The organism is Rhizobium sp. 05L429, from assembly GCF_056397645.1.
Genome location: NZ_JBFTNV010000017.1, coordinates 65,252 through 81,260 on the forward strand (window position 1 = coordinate 65,252; position 16,009 = coordinate 81,260).

At 59.9% G+C, this 16,009-nt stretch carries 19 protein-coding genes; 6 read left to right on the forward strand and 13 right to left on the reverse strand.

Going from position 1 to position 16,009, the window contains the following annotated elements:
• Nucleotides 1-219 precede the first annotated feature (219 nt).
• Both AC1DNW_RS18865 and AC1DNW_RS18870 read left to right on the forward strand, forming a co-directional pair.
• Nucleotides 220-525 (forward strand): hypothetical protein, encoded by a 306-nt coding sequence (locus tag AC1DNW_RS18865; RefSeq protein WP_113301355.1) that lies wholly within the window; start codon nt 220-222, stop codon nt 523-525.
• Nucleotides 526-1,301: 776 nt separating this feature from the next.
• Nucleotides 1,302-1,505, forward strand: a complete 204-nt coding sequence (locus AC1DNW_RS18870) for a cold-shock protein (RefSeq protein ID WP_113301354.1) — start codon at nt 1,302-1,304, stop codon at nt 1,503-1,505.
• Nucleotides 1,506-1,685: 180 nt separating this feature from the next.
• Here AC1DNW_RS18870 and AC1DNW_RS18875 read toward each other — a convergent pair whose 3' ends face one another.
• Nucleotides 1,686-1,991 (reverse strand): DUF2934 domain-containing protein, encoded by a 306-nt coding sequence (locus tag AC1DNW_RS18875; RefSeq protein WP_477854030.1) that lies wholly within the window; start codon nt 1,989-1,991, stop codon nt 1,686-1,688.
• Nucleotides 1,992-2,841: 850 nt separating this feature from the next.
• Between AC1DNW_RS18875 and AC1DNW_RS18880 the strand changes: the two genes are divergently transcribed.
• Both AC1DNW_RS18880 and AC1DNW_RS18885 read left to right on the forward strand, forming a co-directional pair.
• Nucleotides 2,842-3,153 (forward strand): PepSY domain-containing protein, encoded by a 312-nt coding sequence (locus AC1DNW_RS18880; protein WP_113309003.1) that lies wholly within the window; start codon nt 2,842-2,844, stop codon nt 3,151-3,153.
• 20 nt (nt 3,154-3,173) lie between these two features.
• Nucleotides 3,174-3,785 (forward strand): general stress protein, encoded by a 612-nt coding sequence (locus tag AC1DNW_RS18885; protein WP_477854031.1) that lies wholly within the window; start codon nt 3,174-3,176, stop codon nt 3,783-3,785.
• Between the two features lie 274 nt (nt 3,786-4,059).
• Here the strand turns inward: AC1DNW_RS18885 and AC1DNW_RS18890 are convergent, their stop codons facing one another.
• From AC1DNW_RS18890 to AC1DNW_RS18900, 3 genes are all read right to left on the reverse strand, one after another.
• Nucleotides 4,060-4,440: a DUF6481 family protein gene (locus AC1DNW_RS18890; RefSeq protein WP_113301350.1), complete on the reverse strand. Its 381-nt coding sequence runs from the start codon at nt 4,438-4,440 to the stop codon at nt 4,060-4,062.
• Nucleotides 4,441-4,473: 33 nt separating this feature from the next.
• A complete protein-coding gene (locus AC1DNW_RS18895) occupies nt 4,474-4,698 on the reverse strand; it encodes a hypothetical protein (protein ID WP_113301349.1) in 225 nt (74 codons plus the stop codon).
• Nucleotides 4,699-4,824: 126 nt separating this feature from the next.
• Nucleotides 4,825-5,034, reverse strand: a complete 210-nt coding sequence (locus tag AC1DNW_RS18900; RefSeq protein ID WP_112547310.1) for a cold-shock protein — start codon at nt 5,032-5,034, stop codon at nt 4,825-4,827.
• 653 nt (nt 5,035-5,687) lie between these two features.
• On the opposite strand from AC1DNW_RS18900, the gene AC1DNW_RS18905 reads away from it, so the two are divergent.
• Nucleotides 5,688-6,296 carry a J domain-containing protein gene (locus AC1DNW_RS18905; protein WP_477854032.1) on the forward strand — a complete coding sequence of 203 codons (609 nt, stop codon included), beginning with the start codon at nt 5,688-5,690 and terminating at the stop codon, nt 6,294-6,296.
• Between the two features lie 200 nt (nt 6,297-6,496).
• On the opposite strand, the gene AC1DNW_RS18910 is transcribed toward AC1DNW_RS18905, so the two are convergent.
• Genes AC1DNW_RS18910 through AC1DNW_RS18920 form a run of 3 tightly spaced genes read right to left on the reverse strand, consistent with a single transcriptional unit; the run spans nt 6,497 to nt 9,245 of the window.
• Entirely contained in the window at nt 6,497-7,741 is a 1,245-nt protein-coding gene (locus tag AC1DNW_RS18910; RefSeq protein ID WP_477854033.1) for a Zn-dependent hydrolase, read from the reverse strand.
• 11 nt (nt 7,742-7,752) lie between these two features.
• Nucleotides 7,753-8,397: a TenA family protein gene (locus tag AC1DNW_RS18915; protein WP_115037839.1), complete on the reverse strand. Its 645-nt coding sequence runs from the start codon at nt 8,395-8,397 to the stop codon at nt 7,753-7,755.
• Between the two features lie 5 nt (nt 8,398-8,402).
• Nucleotides 8,403-9,245, reverse strand: a complete 843-nt coding sequence (locus AC1DNW_RS18920) for a BtpA/SgcQ family protein (RefSeq protein WP_477854034.1) — start codon at nt 9,243-9,245, stop codon at nt 8,403-8,405.
• 26 nt (nt 9,246-9,271) lie between these two features.
• Here AC1DNW_RS18920 and AC1DNW_RS18925 point away from each other — a divergent pair, with 26 nt between their 5' ends.
• The gene (locus AC1DNW_RS18925; protein WP_113308998.1) at nt 9,272-10,174 is read left to right on the forward strand and encodes a PfkB family carbohydrate kinase; all 903 of its coding nucleotides are present in this window, start codon (nt 9,272-9,274) and stop codon (nt 10,172-10,174) included.
• Nucleotides 10,175-10,177: 3 nt separating this feature from the next.
• Here AC1DNW_RS18925 and AC1DNW_RS18930 read toward each other — a convergent pair whose 3' ends face one another.
• Genes AC1DNW_RS18930 through AC1DNW_RS18955 form a run of 6 tightly spaced genes read right to left on the reverse strand, consistent with a single transcriptional unit; the run spans nt 10,178 to nt 15,863 of the window.
• Entirely contained in the window at nt 10,178-10,948 is a 771-nt protein-coding gene (locus tag AC1DNW_RS18930; protein ID WP_477854035.1) for a glutamine amidotransferase, read from the reverse strand.
• Between the two features lie 29 nt (nt 10,949-10,977).
• The gene (locus AC1DNW_RS18935; RefSeq protein ID WP_477854036.1) at nt 10,978-12,048 is read right to left on the reverse strand and encodes a phosphotriesterase family protein; all 1,071 of its coding nucleotides are present in this window, start codon (nt 12,046-12,048) and stop codon (nt 10,978-10,980) included.
• Nucleotides 12,048-13,052, reverse strand: a complete 1,005-nt coding sequence (locus AC1DNW_RS18940) for an ABC transporter permease (RefSeq protein ID WP_477854037.1) — start codon at nt 13,050-13,052, stop codon at nt 12,048-12,050. Before AC1DNW_RS18940 ends, AC1DNW_RS18935 begins: the two co-directional genes overlap by 1 nt.
• Nucleotides 13,049-13,858 (reverse strand): sugar ABC transporter ATP-binding protein, encoded by an 810-nt coding sequence (locus AC1DNW_RS18945; RefSeq protein WP_113510180.1) that lies wholly within the window; start codon nt 13,856-13,858, stop codon nt 13,049-13,051. The genes AC1DNW_RS18940 and AC1DNW_RS18945 overlap by 4 nt, the downstream gene beginning before the upstream one ends.
• Entirely contained in the window at nt 13,855-14,805 is a 951-nt protein-coding gene (locus AC1DNW_RS18950; RefSeq protein WP_113301339.1) for a substrate-binding domain-containing protein, read from the reverse strand. Before AC1DNW_RS18950 ends, AC1DNW_RS18945 begins: the two co-directional genes overlap by 4 nt.
• Nucleotides 14,802-15,863, reverse strand: a complete 1,062-nt coding sequence (locus AC1DNW_RS18955) for a LacI family DNA-binding transcriptional regulator (RefSeq protein ID WP_113308993.1) — start codon at nt 15,861-15,863, stop codon at nt 14,802-14,804. Before AC1DNW_RS18955 ends, AC1DNW_RS18950 begins: the two co-directional genes overlap by 4 nt.
• Between the last annotated feature and the right edge of the window lie 146 nt (nt 15,864-16,009).

The following is a 16,009-nucleotide window of genomic DNA, read 5'->3' on the forward strand; positions in this document are numbered from 1 at the left end:
ACCGGTTCAGCGGAGGCTTCAGCTCATGAGAGAGCGGAGCCGATATGATCATGACGACGAACAAGTTTTCACCTGAAGTCCGTGACCGGGCTATCCGCACAGTTTGATGATTGCTTTCGTTTTTTGCCGACGCGACCACGTGCCGGTCCAAAGTTTGAGTTGACCGCTTTCGATGGCGAGGCGACATTCCCAACCTGCAGCGAGGCAGGAGGAAAAACGATGGACGACCCAGACCATTGGCACCATATGGCAAACGCACCGAAAGACGGTAGTCGGATCCTGGTCACGATCCGCCAGTCCGAACAGGGCCCGGCAGAAGTTGACCTCGCTTACTGGTCGAAAGGCGATCGGTTCGGGGGAGAAGGCTGGCGCGCGTCTGATTCCTCGCCCGGGCAGATCATCGAATATGCCGAACCGGAATTGAAGTGTTGGATGCCGATGCCCTCGGCCAACCTCAGTCGCAACTCGATGCCCGCCCCCTGGGAAGGCGAGGACGACCAAAACTTCGACGGCTCAGGCATTTAAACAAGCCTCGGTGTCAGGTCGCCTTTAAGGAAGGCGAAAGGGTGTCGAAGCCACACCGTCAAACATTTTGTTTGTTAGCGGTTCTCGGCTTGCTGCATCCGCTGAGGCGCTCTTGTCTTGATCAAGGATGCTCATATTCACTAGTGTGYCGGCCACCTAAGAAACGAGTTATTCATGGCATTCGTCTTCCGCCTGCGTGTGCTTGTTGCCCTCGGTTGCGCCCTTTTTCGACGGTCTGACACGCGCAATCCTTCGATTGCAGCAAGGCGCAGACCGTAATCGAAAAGGCGGTTTGCGCCGCTCCCGCCCYGATTGCTCAGGATACCGACTTGGCGGCATCCTATCGGCAGGCATTGATGTGATATCAGTTGAGTTCAGTTCATGTGAACAGAAAGCCATTCGACTGCCCGCAACAGGCGAGGGTTGCAACCAGCAATTCGGATTGTCGTCGTGAATTCGGGACCCTAGCAAGATTGTCACGCTGTGTTTAATCCATCCAGCCTAGGGCGACGCTTTGCATCCCGGCCTCGGCCGTCACACCTTTTGAGGGCCCGATGGGGTTCAAGAGTGGGCCGAGTCCCGAAAATTGCATAACGATCACGAAGACCAGTTTCCCGACCTAAACCGCTCCAAGGCGTAAACCGCGATTCGGTCGAAAAAAGTCGACCTTTTCTTCCAGCGCGAAATCCGAGAACAACTACGGCCGACAGGCTTGCTCCGACCGCTGCTGACCGCTAAATTGCTGGTGCGATCAACTCTCAAACACGAGGATTTTCATGCCGACTGGCAAGGTCAAGTTTTTCAACGCGGACAAGGGCTTTGGTTTCATCACACCGGAAGACGGCGGAACTGATGTCTTCGTCCACGTCTCCGCCCTGCAATACGGCGACGTCCTGAAGGAAGGCCAAAGCGTCTCCTACGATCTCGGTCAGGATCGGAAGACGGGCAAGTCAAAGGCGGAAAACGTCAGACCGCTCTGAGCGCGACAGACGCTCATCCACCTGTCCCACGAGCCTGCGAGAGGCATTTCGAGCAATCGGTCCCGCTCGACGACACGGACTGGAGATCCTCACTTTTTCACAAGTGACATCGCCGAGCGGGATTACGGTAACGCCAAATCACGTCCGGTCGGAATGCTTCTCACGACCAAGCAGGTCATGTCAGTGTCTGGTGGCAGCCCGTGGTGTTTTGGCAGGCTTAGGAGGCGGCGTTGTCGTCGGAACGCTCTGCGCGCCGCTTCCGGTTTTCGGTTTGGCTTTCGTCTTCGCCGGCGCAGCCAGGGCCGCCGGCTTCTTCCCTCGAGACTTTTTGACAGCCTGGCCATCCGCCTCGGCGCTCGCTGCGATCTCCTGGAACGCCTGCAGCCAGTGCTTCATATCCTCGCCCTGTGGCCGGCCTTCCCGTTCCCATATCTCATAGGCCCGCTGCCTGATCCGATCCTCTTTCGACCCCATCTTTTCCTCCATTMGAAACCGGTGTCTGAGCCAATCAGATGGCGCGCGAAGCTGCGGCGGCAAGAGCCGTGTCAGTCTTTGCCGCCATCATCGTTCAGGCTCCTCCCCTTCCGACTTTTTTCGCGAACACTTCGGGGCTGAACCGAAGGCGTTTCCCATCGATCCTGACCGCTTTCATCCGCTCTCAAGGCGTCGTTACCCGTGTTTCAGGCCGCCCTTTGAGAAGGCTAGCCACGTCCGGATCGCCGCCCATGCAGGCCAACGCATCGAAAAAGGAGTTGCGCGCAGGCTGTCTTCCTCAGCGTCATACTCTCGGCTGAATACGATCCCGGGGACATCCGGCCGTGTAAGGCTGGGGCGGCGTGTCGGCGGAACTGGAGGAGACCGATCTCGATCCTGTTCTTCGGCGAGTCGTGAATGAGTTCGCCGATGCGCATCCGGACCGGGAGATCGACGTCGACCTGCCATGGCCACTTCTCGTCATCTGCGACGGACAGAGTATCGCACAGCTCGCACCGGAGCGGCTAGCGATCGCGCACGGGCGCGCGGCTGGATGCCGGCGACTTCGAACTTTCCGTCCAGAATACAGGCCAACCGATCTCGGCGGCTGCAACGGAGCGACTGTTCGAGYCGTTCACCCCAGCCGCAGGAAACGGAAAGGAAGGCCTCCGGCTTCGGTCTGGACATTGCCAGCGAGATTGCCAAGCGCATGGTGGAGCACTGGCTGTGGTGTCAAATCCAAGCGCGATCACCTTCGCCCTCTCCCTTCACCGCATCGCTGAGCACATTTGAAAAAGTTTTCGTAACTCTCGGAACAAACAGCATTTTCCTTTGTTTTTCATTGGCACATGAGGAAACACAAATGACCAAGATTACGACAATTTCGTTCGCCCTGCTGCTGTCGGCCACTACAGCCTACGCCCAGAGCGAGACCCCTTCCACGTCACAGACGACCCCTGCCGTCAACACGGAACACAACCCCGGCGCACCGGTGGCCGGCAAGAACAGCTTCACGGAAGCACAGGCCAAGGAGCGTATCGAAGGTGCGGGCTATACAGACGTCACCGGATTGAAGCTCGACGACCAGGGCGTCTGGCGCGCGGCCGCCAAGAAGGATGGCAAGGATGCCGGCGTCTCCCTGGACTTCCAGGGCAATGTGACGATGGCCAAGTAAAAAATCCAAGGAGACGACCCATGCGAACAGTTACTGGACTCTATGACAGCTACGACGACGCCCGTGCGGCAGTGAAGGCTTTGGAAGACTCGGGGGTGCCTTCCGACGACATCAGTATCGTCACCAACAAGGCGAACGGTAAGACCGACGTCGAAGGCCAGGGCAGCTACGCTGCGGAAGGTGCTGGCGCCGGCGCCGGTGTCGGTGCGGTCGCGGGCGGCGCCGGCGGCCTTTTGACCGGCCTCGGCCTGCTCGCCATTCCTGGTGTCGGTCCAGTCGTTGCAGCTGGCTGGCTGGCAGCGACGGCCGCCGGCGCTGCCGCGGGCGCAGTCGCGGGCGGCGCAGTCGGCGGCATTGTCGGCGCGATGGTTAATGAAGGTGTTCCGGAAGAGGAGGCGAACTTCTACGCAGAAGGGATCCGTCGTGGCGGTTCGGTCGTGACTGCGAAGGTCGATGATGGAAGGGTTGCGGAAGCGAAGGCCATCCTCGACCGGTCGCGTCCAGTCGATTTCGCCTCTCGCCGATCCAACTATCAGGAACAGGGTTGGATGCGCTTCGACGAAGCTGCAGCGCCCTATACGCCGGAGCAGATCGAAGCGGAGCGCCAGCGCTACCGAGCAAACCGGCTGTAACTGACTACGCTTTCAAATGAAGCGGGCGACCTATCGAGGTGCCCGCTTCCCATGCACCTCTTCGATGCGTTTGATATATGACTTGCATGCGGCCTCGCCTCCGGCATGGTATCTGTCACGGATGATCATGGGCAGAATTTACTGGATCGCGACTTGCCAGGACCTGTTGATCGCCTGACGTTCGTTCGTACCCGGTGCCTCGGAGGCTCCATGGCACGACTGAATTGAGCATGACACTGTCATGCTGTGGGGTTGGCGCGGTGGCGGCAGAAGGCTAGGCTTGTCTTGCCTTGCGGTTGGCGTAGCGACGGTCGCGTTCGGCCTTTCGCGCCGCCTCATCTTCGATCACCCGCGCTACACGAGCGTTTTGGGCGCTCTCGCGAGCTTCGGTCACGGCCAACGCTTCGGCCTCCGCGGTTGCTCGCTGTTCTGCCGCCTCGGTCTCAACGCGCTTGCGCTCCTCGACCTTCAGGCGTTCGCGCTCCAGGCGTCGTTCCTCACGAGCCGAGACAATGGCAAGGCGTTCTGCCTGCCTTGCGATTTTACCTGGTTCGGCCGCAGTTTTTGCCGCACGGAAGGCATTGAGGAGAGCAGTCTTGGCGTCCGCGGATGCTGCACGGCGGTCAGAGAGCTCGCTGTTTCTAGCTTTCTTCAAATTTTTATCCTGATAATCGGTGTTGGCCAGTGATCAGCGCGTCTTGGCGCGTTTGGCAAGAAGGGCGGACGTTGCCGACGTCCGGTCGGCCAGTTCCTTGGCAAGACGTGCCTCTCGCAGCCTTAAGGTCTTGGCGTCCCGAGCCTGGGCGACGGATTCGAGCTCTTCCACCGCGTTATTCTTGGCAAAAAACTGCGTCTGGACGTTGCCGAAGGCGATCTCCGCCTGCTGGCGGGATTTGCTGTGTGCTTGTTTCATTGGGTTCCTGAGTAATTCGGCTGGCAAGCCGAAACGAAAAAGGCCAGGCGACACGCCTGGCCTTTAATTGGATAGGTGCTCCCGGCAGTGCCAGTACATCCGTGGTCAAAGGGAAGCAGATATCGATTAAGCGGACTGCAGATTGCAGGCCGACATCTTACCCGACTTCATGTCGCGCTCGAGGTCGAAGCCGATCTTCTGGCCCTCGACGAGTTCGCGCATTCCGGCGCGCTCAACGGCAGAGATGTGAACGAACGCATCGGCGCCGCCGTTATCAGGCTGAATGAAGCCGAAGCCCTTGGTGGAATTAAACCATTTAACTGTGCCAGTGGTCATTGATGAACCCTTTCATAGCATAGAGTGAGGAACCGCGAAGCGAAGGCTCCGCAGACTGCGACAACGACTGTTTTTGAAAGGAAGTTCGCTTAAAGCGCGGTGCCACTCACGCGGTAGACAAAGTTCGGCAAGCAAAAGATCGATGAACATCTCTATAGTGTGGTCGGCTCGATTGGTCAACGATTAGCTTCCTCACTGATGGATTTTCTCCTTAAGGTTGCGACCGACAAAAGATCCCTCACAAGAAATTCACCTGTGAAATTCCTCGACAGGTTCATCTATCCCTTGGCAGTGCGGCCCGTCCCGCCAGCAATCCGATTGCGTTTCGCTACGCCTCCGACGCTGCTCCCAAACTTGGCGCACCATAGCGACCAGGTAAGATCAGGGCGTGTGGATCGCTCCAGCCATCAGTCGCATGACCTGTCGGACGAAGACCTGACGACATGCTTGTGGCAGGATCAACTGCTCCTGAGGGTAAAGTTCAGCCCCTGACTGAATGTCGGATGCGTTCACTTCACGACTACCCATTGATTTATAGAATCGACAGTTTTGGGTTCACTGAGCACAGTCAGTTAAAAGCGGTTGGGGGCAACTGACCGCCTACCTTGTTCTCTCCACTTGTCGGCGTGGGCCGGATCGCCATATAAGGCGCGATGAGTCCAGATTCCAAGATTTTCGTTGGCTTGCGGCCGATCCGCAAAAAGTTAGTTTCAGACCGAAACCCAGATGCTCCAAAATGCCAATGGGACGGGTGCGACAAGGGTGGCCTTCATCGCGCTCCGGTGGGACGTGATGCGGAGGGACTGTATCTGCTGTTCTGTTCTGAGCATGTGAAGGAATATGGCAAAGGGTACAATTTCGCGACCAATCTGTCCGATCCTGTCATCGCCCGCTATCAGAGAGAAGCGGCAAGCGGCGCCCGCCCGACCTGGGGACAGAGGATCCACCAGCCTACTGAGATGCCACTCCCCTTCACAGTCCGTTCGGGTTCGGCAAAGGCGACGAATGCTCGCAAAAGCGCGGCAGAACGCCAGGCGGTAAAAGCGGATCTTCAACGACGTAAATTGAAGGTGCTGGAAGCCAAAGCTTTCGAAACACTTGGTCTTCCGCCAGAGGCAACACCCGCGGAGATCAGAAGCCGCTACAAGCAGAAGTTAAAGATGCATCATCCTGATGCTAACAGCGGAGATCGGAACTCGGAAGACGAGCTTCGGGCTGCAATCGACGCCCATAAGATTCTCAAGCTTAACGGCTTCTGCTGAAACAAGAGACAAGGCTGCCAAATCTCGAGCGCCCGGAGGAGGAAAGCCGGAGGAGGAAAGGTTGACCTGCATTCCAGGGACAGGCCTTTTTTGATCGCTGGCTACGCTCGGATCGACCTATTCGCATGGCGGAACGCTTGATCATTCTAGGCCCGCAGCGAGGCCCTAATGACGGCATTGGCGCCAGCGATCCTCTTCTCTCAGCCTTTGGCAAGCTCGATCGTCGACTGCAGCAATAATCTCGCGCCTGAAACGACATGCCCGGGCGCGGTATATTCGGCTTCATTGTGGCTGAGGCCGTCACGGCAAGGTACGAAGATCATCGCCGAAGGCGCGATCCGATTGACGAACAGAGCGTCGTGGAAAGCGCCCGACACCATCCTTTTCGTCGCCAGCCCGGTGCCTTCCGCGGCGCGCTCCAGTACCGTCAGCAACTTTTCGGGGAAGGTTGCCGGTGGCATGTCAAAGCTTTGCTTGAACAAAACCTCGCAACGCTGAGCCTCAGCACGCTCGCGAAAGCATTGCTCGATCGTCGCGTTAAGCCGGTMGATCGTCAATGGATCGGGATGACGGATATCAATAGTGCAGCGCGCCAGCGCCGGAATGGCGTTGATCGCGCCCGGCTCCACCTCGATGCGCCCGATGGTAAATCGGGTGCTTTCGTCCTGCGGCATGACAGTGGAATAGAGCGTGTCCAGCGCCGAGATCATGGCGCGCAGAGGATCTCGGCGGTAGGAAAGAGCCGTCGTGCCGGCATGKGCCGTCTGACCCGATACGTCCACCTGCAGCCATCGCGTTCCTTGAATACCAGTCACGATACCGATCGGGATATCGTCCTTCTCCAGCGAAGGGCCTTGCTCTATGTGCACCTCGAGATAGGCATGGACCGGCATGCCAAGATCGCGCATCGCAGCCTGTGGAAGAGCCTCGAGCGTTTCCCTCAATTCGTCGCCGAACACGGCACCGTCAGTCGCAACAAGGTCAGGCCATGCGGCAGGGATCGCGCCCGCCGAAAAGGCGGACGAACCCATGCAGCCGGGTGCGAAGCGGCATCCTTCCTCATTGGTCCAGGCGACGACTTCAATCGCCCTGTCCGTTTCGATACCAGCATCCTCGAGGCTTTCGAGAACCTCGAAGGCCGAGAGCGTTCCGAGCGCGCCGTCGAAACGACCGCCGGCTGGCTGGCTGTCGAGATGACTGCCGATCAAGAGCGGCGGCGCCCGGTCGTCCCTGCCGGAACGGCGGATGAAGAGATTGGCGACGGGATCCTGGAACACGGCAAACCCGCGTGTAGCGGCCAGCCCGGCCAGCAAGGATCGGGCTTCGCGATCCAGTTCGGTCAAGGCTTGACGGTTGACGCCACCCCGCGCGGTCGCGCCGATCTCGGCAAACTGGTCGAGGCGACCCAGCAGGCGCGCCCCGTTGATATCGATATCCGCAGTCATCGTACGGCCTTTCAGGAATAGGCTGCTTCGTGAAAGTCGATCTCAAGACGTTGCGCATGTCCGAATATCGCACTTAACCGCTTCCGTTCGGCAGAATCCATGGTTTCGCCCGCGTCGTCCAGAACAGCCTTCAGCCAGCGCGCCTGCGCTTCGAACTCTGGTTCTGCGTGAAGCTTGACCCATTCCTTGAGCAAGGGATCGCTGATTGCGGTCGAGTTCGCCGCCGTCGACCAGGTCCAGTACATCCATTCGGCGGCGAACATGGCAGCAATCGTGTCGAGAAAACCACCGTCACGGGCAATCGCCAGCATGCCGTCGCGGAAGGCCGCAACATCGGGCCGGCCTGTATCATGCCGTGAAGGGTCGATGCCGCGTGCCGCAAAGGTCTTTTCGAAATAGGCGATCTGCTGGTTTGCGAGCGCATCCAGAACGCCGATCAGCCACCGCTTCTGGCCGATGGTTTCGGCTTTGGCGGTGGCATAGGAGAAGATCGCAATCGCCGTGTCGACGAAAGCGCCCTCGAAGACGAGGTATCGCTCGAATGCTTCGTTCGAAAGGCGGTCGGCCTTGATATCCGCGACGAAACGATGGTTCACCATGGCTTCGAAAACGTCACGGTTCTCGTCGAGCATCTGTTGCGAAAGGGGGCCGCCCATGATCGCTACGCCTCCAGGCCGGGTTTTGCGGCTTCGACGAAGGCTGCCACGCGGGCCGGGTCCACGGGGTTCCACCAGACGCCGCCCTCCTTGAGCGACGAGGCGACGATGACGCCGTCAGTGCGCTTGAGGATGTCGACGATGTTATCCCTGGTTACGCCCGACCCGACGAGCAGCGGAAGGTGGGTGGCGGCACCGATTTCCTCGATCTCTCCCATCGTTGCGCTATTGCCCGTTCTCTGGCCGGTGGCGATCACCACGTCTGCATCGAAGAATGCGAGGTCGCGGGTCAGTTCGTCGATCGTGCGATCAGCGGTAATGGCGTGCGCGCCATGTTTCACATGGCTGTCGGCAAACACCTTGATATGCTCGGCGCGCAGAGCCGAGCGATAGCGCATGGCCTCAGCCGCCCGACCTTCCATGAAACCTTCATTGGCGACATAAGCGTTCGCCCATTGATTGACGCGGATGAAGCGCGCCCCGCCTGCCGCCGCAATCGCGAAGGCCGGGATCGGCGCATTGGCAAGCACGTTGATGCCCAGCGGCACGCCAGCGGCGCGCGCGATGCGGTCGGTCACGACCGACATGAAGGCCGCGGTCTCATGGCCGATATCCTCGGGCTTGGAAAAGGGAATATCGCCGTGATTTTCGACGATCAATCCGTGTATGCCGCCTTTGACGAGCGCGTCTGCGTCGCGCATGCACGTGTCGTAGATCGTCTCCATCGCTGCGCTACGATAGCGTGGAGCACCCGGGAAAGGCGGGCAATGGATCATCCCGATCAACGCCTTGTCAGTGCCGAATATTTCCCGTATGGCGCTTGTGGCCTTATCCGATATCTGCTGCATTTTTCTTTCCTCTCTGAAAGCCAGCCATGCGTGCCTATGTCATTGGTAACGTCGCCATCGACGAAACCATTTCCGTAATGTCCATGCCCGAAGCGGGCGCCTCGATCCTCGGTCGGGAGGAGACCCGCGACCTTGGCGGCAAGGGCGCCAATCAGGCTGTCGTGATGGGCCGCACGGGCCTTCCCACGACGCTCGTCACCGCTGTCGGCGAGGATTTTCGCGCCCAGACGATCCGTGACCAGCTTGCCGGCGAGGCGCTGGATGCCCGTCTGTTGGGCAGCCCGCATCGCACCAGCGATTTCTCCATCATCTTCACCACGCCGGACGGCGAAAACGCCATCGTCACCACGACGGAATCGGCCGAAGCCTTGACCCTGTCAGAGGCGCTCGCCCCGCTTGGCGACGCCGTCAGCGGCGACCTCGTCGTGCTGCAGGGCAATCTCAGCGAAGACATCACCCGCGGCATTCTTGCCGAAGCCAGACGCCGCGGCCTTAAGACCGCCTTCAACCCCTCGCCGCTCCGCCCTTACTTCGCCGAGCTCTGGCCGCTTGTCGACATCGCCTTTCTCAACAGAGGCGAGGCCGAAAGTCTGACCGGATCGTCCGGCGAGGCCGCGATCCGTCGTCTGGCCGAAGCCGGAGTGTCACAGACCGTCCTGACGCTCGGTGGCAGCGGCGCTATCCTTGCAAGCGGACATCAGGTGCTTGCAACCGTTCCGGCCCGTGCCGTCGAGGTCGTTGACACGACCGGCGCCGGCGACACCTTCATGGCCGTAGCACTTGCCTCGGCCGCGCTCCGCTCCACCATGCTCGACGCCAAGGCCATCCATCATGCGACCGCTGCGGCTGCCATCACCGTCGGCCGCCGTGGCACGCGTTCGGCCTTTCCGAGCAAGGCGGAACTCGCCGGCATCCTTGCCGGCGATTGACGCCTATTTCGCCTCCGTCAGCCAGCCGAGGATGTTCTTCCAGAGACGCCCGTAGCCTTCCCATTCGCAGAAGGCGGGCGAAAGCCAGTGTGGGCCGATATCGGACGTCCAGGCAGCCGTCTTGCCCTTGCCGAAGCGGCCGGTGACCAGCAGTGGATGACCGCCCTCCGTATCCGGCAAACGGGCGATGACCTCAACATCGTCGCGCTCACGCACCTCTACCTCATTGACGCCGAGAAGCAGTGGCCATTCGCCCGGGAGACCGGCTACGGTCTCGTGACCCGACTTGACGAGGACAGGCGTCGTCCCCTCCGGGATTTCGACCCGATCATCGTAAGGCAGGCAGGTGACCGGCAGAACATCCTCGACCGGGGTGCGGCGCCAGCGCGCCTTGCCATCAATGCCCTGGAAAGAAAAATAGCCGCCGACCATCAACAGGCCGCCGCCCTTTTCGACCCAGGCCTTGATCAGTTTCAGGCGGTTTGGAACGGTCTTCGAATGCAGCCAGACCGCCGGGGGAAGAAGCAGCGAATTGGCGCCGATATCTGACAGGATGATCGCGTCATAGGCATCGAGCCCTGCCATATCGAAGGGGAATTGTTCGACCGCTTCGTGCGCCGGCATGTAGGTGAGTTCGAACGCACTGCCTTTGAGCGCCTTGACCAACGGCTCGGCGCCCAGATGGAAGGTGACGCTGCCGAACTGATCGAAACCTTTGTAGTGCGTGGCCGAACTGACCCAGCTTTCGCCGACGAGAAGAACCTTCTTTGTCATGATGTTTCCATTTCTTTTTATGTTTGTACTCAGGCACTTGCCTGAAAGACCGATCGCGGGTTGGCGCGCATGAAGATGTCGAGCGTTGCGTGATCGAGACCGTGGCGCTTCAGGCGCGGCAGGAAGTGACGCAGGATATAGGCGTAGCCATTGCCCCCATAATGCTTGAGCATCATTTTCAGGAAGACGTCGTGGGACAGGAGAAGACGGTCGGTGTGTCCCATCTCGACGAGCTTGACGATCGCGCGCGCCGCCTCCTCATCGCTCGGGCATTGCACCTGCTGGTCCGCATAGAAGAAATCCATGCCGATCATGTCATATTCGAGAAATGCGCCGCGGGCGGCGAGTTCCGACTGATATGTGAGATCGTCATGTGACGGGTTCATGTGGCAGAGCACAGTATGCCTGAGATCGCCACCTTCCGAGGCGACGACATCCAGAACCCTGTGTCCGAGGCGGAACCAGCCGGGAAGATGGACCATCAGGGGCAGACCGGTGCGTACCTGGGCCTGTGCGGCACCGCGCAGCGATTTTTCCTCCTCGGCGGTGAAATCCGAGGACACGCCGATCTCGCCGATCAGGCCGATCCTGACATCCGTGCCGTCAGCGCCAACAGTTGCTTCCGAGACGATCTCGTCGGCGATCTGCCCGACCGACATGCCCGCAACCTTCTGGGGATGCGAAGAGCCGAGATAGAAGCCGGCTCCCATGACAATATTCAGTCCCGTCGCCTTGGAGATCCGTCGCAGGGCCAGCGGATCGCGACCGATGCCCTGGCATGTCGGCTCGACGACTGTCTGGCCGCCGAGACCGGCAAAATCCTTGAGCTCGGTGACAGCAAGCTTCTCATCGTCGAGCGTAATGTTGTGCTTGTTGACGAAGGGATCCTGCCTAAGTTCGCCGAGGATCTCCATGCAGACGAAACCCTCGGCGAGATATTGCCGCTCGGGCTCCTTCGGCGCGTGCCACCAGCAACGGCAGTCATTGAGGATATGCTCGTGCATCAGCGTGATGCCGATATCCGACACCGGAACCGGCCCCTGGACCGTCATTACATTGCCGGAGCGCACGTGACCCGGCGAAAGCTCGTTCGGCGGCATCAGCTCTTCCTCCTGCCTGCCAAGCGGAAGTTGGCGGTGAAGATGCGGGTATTCAGCCAGATGGCAACCAGGATGATTGCGCCGGTGACAATCTGGGTGAAGAAGGGCGAGATATGCATGAGGATCAGGCCGTTACCGATGACGGCAATGGTCATCGTGCCGAGGACGGTCCCGATCATGGTGCCGCGTCCGCCCATCAGCGAGGTGCCGCCGAGCACGACGGCCGCGATCACCTGCAGTTCGAAGCCGACAGCAGCATTCGAAGAACCGGAACCGAGACGGGCCGCGATCAACAGGCCCGCCAGCGCCGAAGCGACCCCTGATACCAGATAGACCGAGGCGACGATCCATTTGGCGGGCAAGCCGACCCGGCGTGCGGCCTCCATGTTGGATCCGACCGCCACGATCTGCCGACCGTATTTGGTAACGGCCATGATGACATATCCGACGATCGCGACCAGGATTGCGATCAGCGCCGGAACGGGAAAACCGGCAAGTTCCCCCCGTCCCAAGTAGAAGAAGCCTGGCTCGTTGTTGATCGGAATGGAATAGCCCTGCGTAAGGTAGAGCGCCACGCCGCGCAGGATGGAAAGCCCGGCAAGGGTAACGATGAAGGCGGGAATATTCTGATAGGCAATGAACCAGCCCTGCAGAAGGCCGATAATGCCGCCGAGGGCAAGCATGCTGAGGCAGACGACCGGCCAAGGAATGCCGGTGGCGAGCGTAATGGCCGCGACGGCGTTGATCAGCGCCAGCATCGAGCCGACAGACAGATCAATGCCGCCGGTCACGATGACGAGCGTCATGGCGATCGCGACGGCGAGGATCGGTGCAGCCTGACGCACGATGTTCAGGATGTTGCCCGTCGTCATGAAGGTGGTGGTCGTCAGCGAAAAGAAGACGAGGCATGCCAGAAAGAAGAAGGCGATCGACAGGACCTGGGCGTTTTCACTCAGGAAGTCGGCCATCGGCGAGCCTTTGGCGCGTTCGGTGTAGACGGTCAATGTCTTTCTCCCCCGACGATGAGCTTGACGAGATCCTCGAGATTGGTCTTGGCGATATCGCGCTCGGCGACCTTCGTGCCCTCGTACATGACGGCGATCCGGTCGCAGACCCGGAACAGGTCCTGAAGGCGATGGGTGATGAGGACGACAGACACGCCCTTTGCCTTGACCCGATTGATCAGAGAAAGCACGGCTTCGACTTCGGCGACAGCAAGGGCCGAGGTCGGCTCGTCCATGATCAGGACCTTGGGGTTGAACGACGCCGCTCGGGCGATCGCAATTGCCTGGCGTTGGCCACCCGACAGCTTCTCCACCTTGGCGGAGAGCCGCGGAATGCGGATCTCCAGCGCATCCAGCATCCTGCGCGCCTCACTCATCATTTTCTGACGATCGAGAAAGGGACCTTTGGTCAGCTCACGCCCAAGAAACAGGTTGCCGACGACATCGATGTGATCGCACAGGCTCAGATCCTGGAAGACCATTTCGATATGGCGGTCGCGGGCATCCGCAGGCCCGGAAAGGCGAACCTCTTCGCCGTTCAGTGAAATCGTTCCGTCATCCGGCAGATAGGTCCCGGAAATGATCTTGGTCAGCGTCGACTTGCCGGCGGCGTTGTCGCCGACGAGGCCGAGGCATTCGCCCGGAAAGAGGTCGAGGTCAACGCCACGCAGCGCCTGATGCGAACCGAAGGTCTTCTTGATGCCACGCAACGATACGGCTGGCGTTCGCGCAGACGAGCCGGAGGAATGCGGGGAGGCTTGCGCCTCCCCGGCTCCGGCATAAACAGGCCGGTTGTCACTCATCATTTGAAGACGGCCCGGTAAGGCTCGACATTTTCCTTCGTCACGATCGTGATCGGAACGGAGATGCTCTTTTCGACGCTCTGGCCGGCGCTCAGCTTGGCGAGAGCCTCGACCGCGGCCTTGCCCTCGCCGGCCGGATCCTGCTGGACCACGGCAACGACATAGCCATCGTCAAGACCGGAGATCGCCTGCGCAGTCAGATCCCAGCCGAAGACCTTGATGCTGTCCTGCTTGCCCTGGCTTTGAACGGCAGCGATCGCGCCAAGGAGAGCCGGCTCGCCCGTTGCGTAGATCGCCGTCATGTCAGGATTGCCGGTGATGAGGTTTTCAGCAGCGGCAAGCGCATTGTCCTGGATATTCTGGCCGTCGACAACCCCTGACGTCTCGATCCCGTCGCTCTTGATGGCGTCCTCGAAGCCCTTCTGGCGAACGTTCTGGATATAGGAGTTGAGCGCGCCGACGACGCCAACCTTAGCTTTGCCGTCCATGTTCTTCTTCACGTAGTCGAGGAAATAGGCGCCCATGTCGGCGCCGGCCTTGCCGTTGTCGACGCCGATCTGCGACTTCTGGGGGCCGTCCGGCAGGATCGCATCGATGGCAACGACGGGGATGCCGGCATCCGACGCCTGCTTGACGGCCGGCATGATGCCGTTGACGTCGATTGCAACGACGATCAGGCCATCGACCTTCTGCTGGATGTAGTTTTCGATGGCGCTGTTCTGGGCGGCAGCTTCGTTGTTGGCGTTGAAGATGACCAGCTTGTCGCCGGATGCATCAGCCGCCTTCTGGGCACCTTCATTGATCTGGTTGAAGAAAAGCGCCTGCTGATTGATCTGCACAAGCGCATAGGTTTTGCCGGCGGCCTGGGCAAGGGAGGCTCCTAGCGTGGCACCGGCAAGCGCGGTGAAGGCAAGCGCGGCTGTAAACGCGCGACGTCTGATCTGTTTCATGTTCTCATCCTCTGGTTTTGTTCTCGTTGCTTATTATGGGTCGACGGCGGCGCAACGGAGTTCCGCACGACGATTTCGACTGGCACGAGTTCTTCGGTGGCGAGCGATTTGCTCTCCTGCCAGTTTGTTTCGAGAAGAAGAGATAGGGCACGGCGGCCAATCGTGCGCACCGGCTGCCGGATCGCGGTCAAGGGGGGCGCAAAGAGGTGCAGCGGGCTGACGTCGTCAAAGCCGATGAGCGAGAGATCCTCGGGGATCGAAATCCCCCTCTCCCGCAGGACCTCGATCATGCCGATTGCGATTTCGTCGGAGCTGGCAAAGATGGCCGTTGCCGGCATGCCTTCGTCCAGAAACCGGCGCGCCATGTCGCGCCCGCAGCCAACAGTATATTCGCCGCTGTAGCGACTTATCGATATGTCGTCGCCAAAGCGCTCGCGTAACCCTTCACGCAATCCGTTGAAACGCCGCTGCGTGCTGATCATGGCATCGGGGCCGCCGACATAGAGCACGTCGCGATGGCCAAACTCAGCCAGATGGCGGCCCGCCAGATGCCCACCCTGAAAGTTGTCACAGAAGAGCTTGGGAACGGCTGCAAGCGGAACGTCTTCGTCGACGACAATGACCTTGCCGGTCCGGTTGATCAGCGCCGCCAGATCGCCGTTGTCAGGATGGTTGGTGACGAACACCAGTCCATCGACATGATTGTGCTCAAGGAGCCTGAGATAGGCAACCTCGCGACCGGTGCGATTGAGCGTCGCATAGAGCGAAACGGCAAGCCCGCGGTCATTCGCCTCCTCCTCCACGGCCGCCACCATGGTCGCGAAGAACGGATTGGCGATATCGGGAACGACGAGGCCAATCGTGTCGGAGCGACCGCGGCTCAGTCGCCGCGCGTGCGGATTCGGCTGATATTTGAGGGAGGCGATGGCATTCTCGATGCGCTGCCTGGTGAGGGCTGGAAGATCCAGCGAACCATTCAGCATGCGCGACACCGTMGTCACCGAGACACCGGCGGCTTTCGCAACATCCTTCAACCCTGGGGTTCGTTCCTGCGCCATCGAGCTTGTAAACCGCTTTAGTAAACCGCTTTACTTACACTCCACGACAAGAGAGGAKCTGTCAAGAGACCGTATGCGAAGGTTTCACATATGCGTTCTTGTCGAATGGATGTTCAATAAGCGATCCGATGAAACCTCAGACGTCT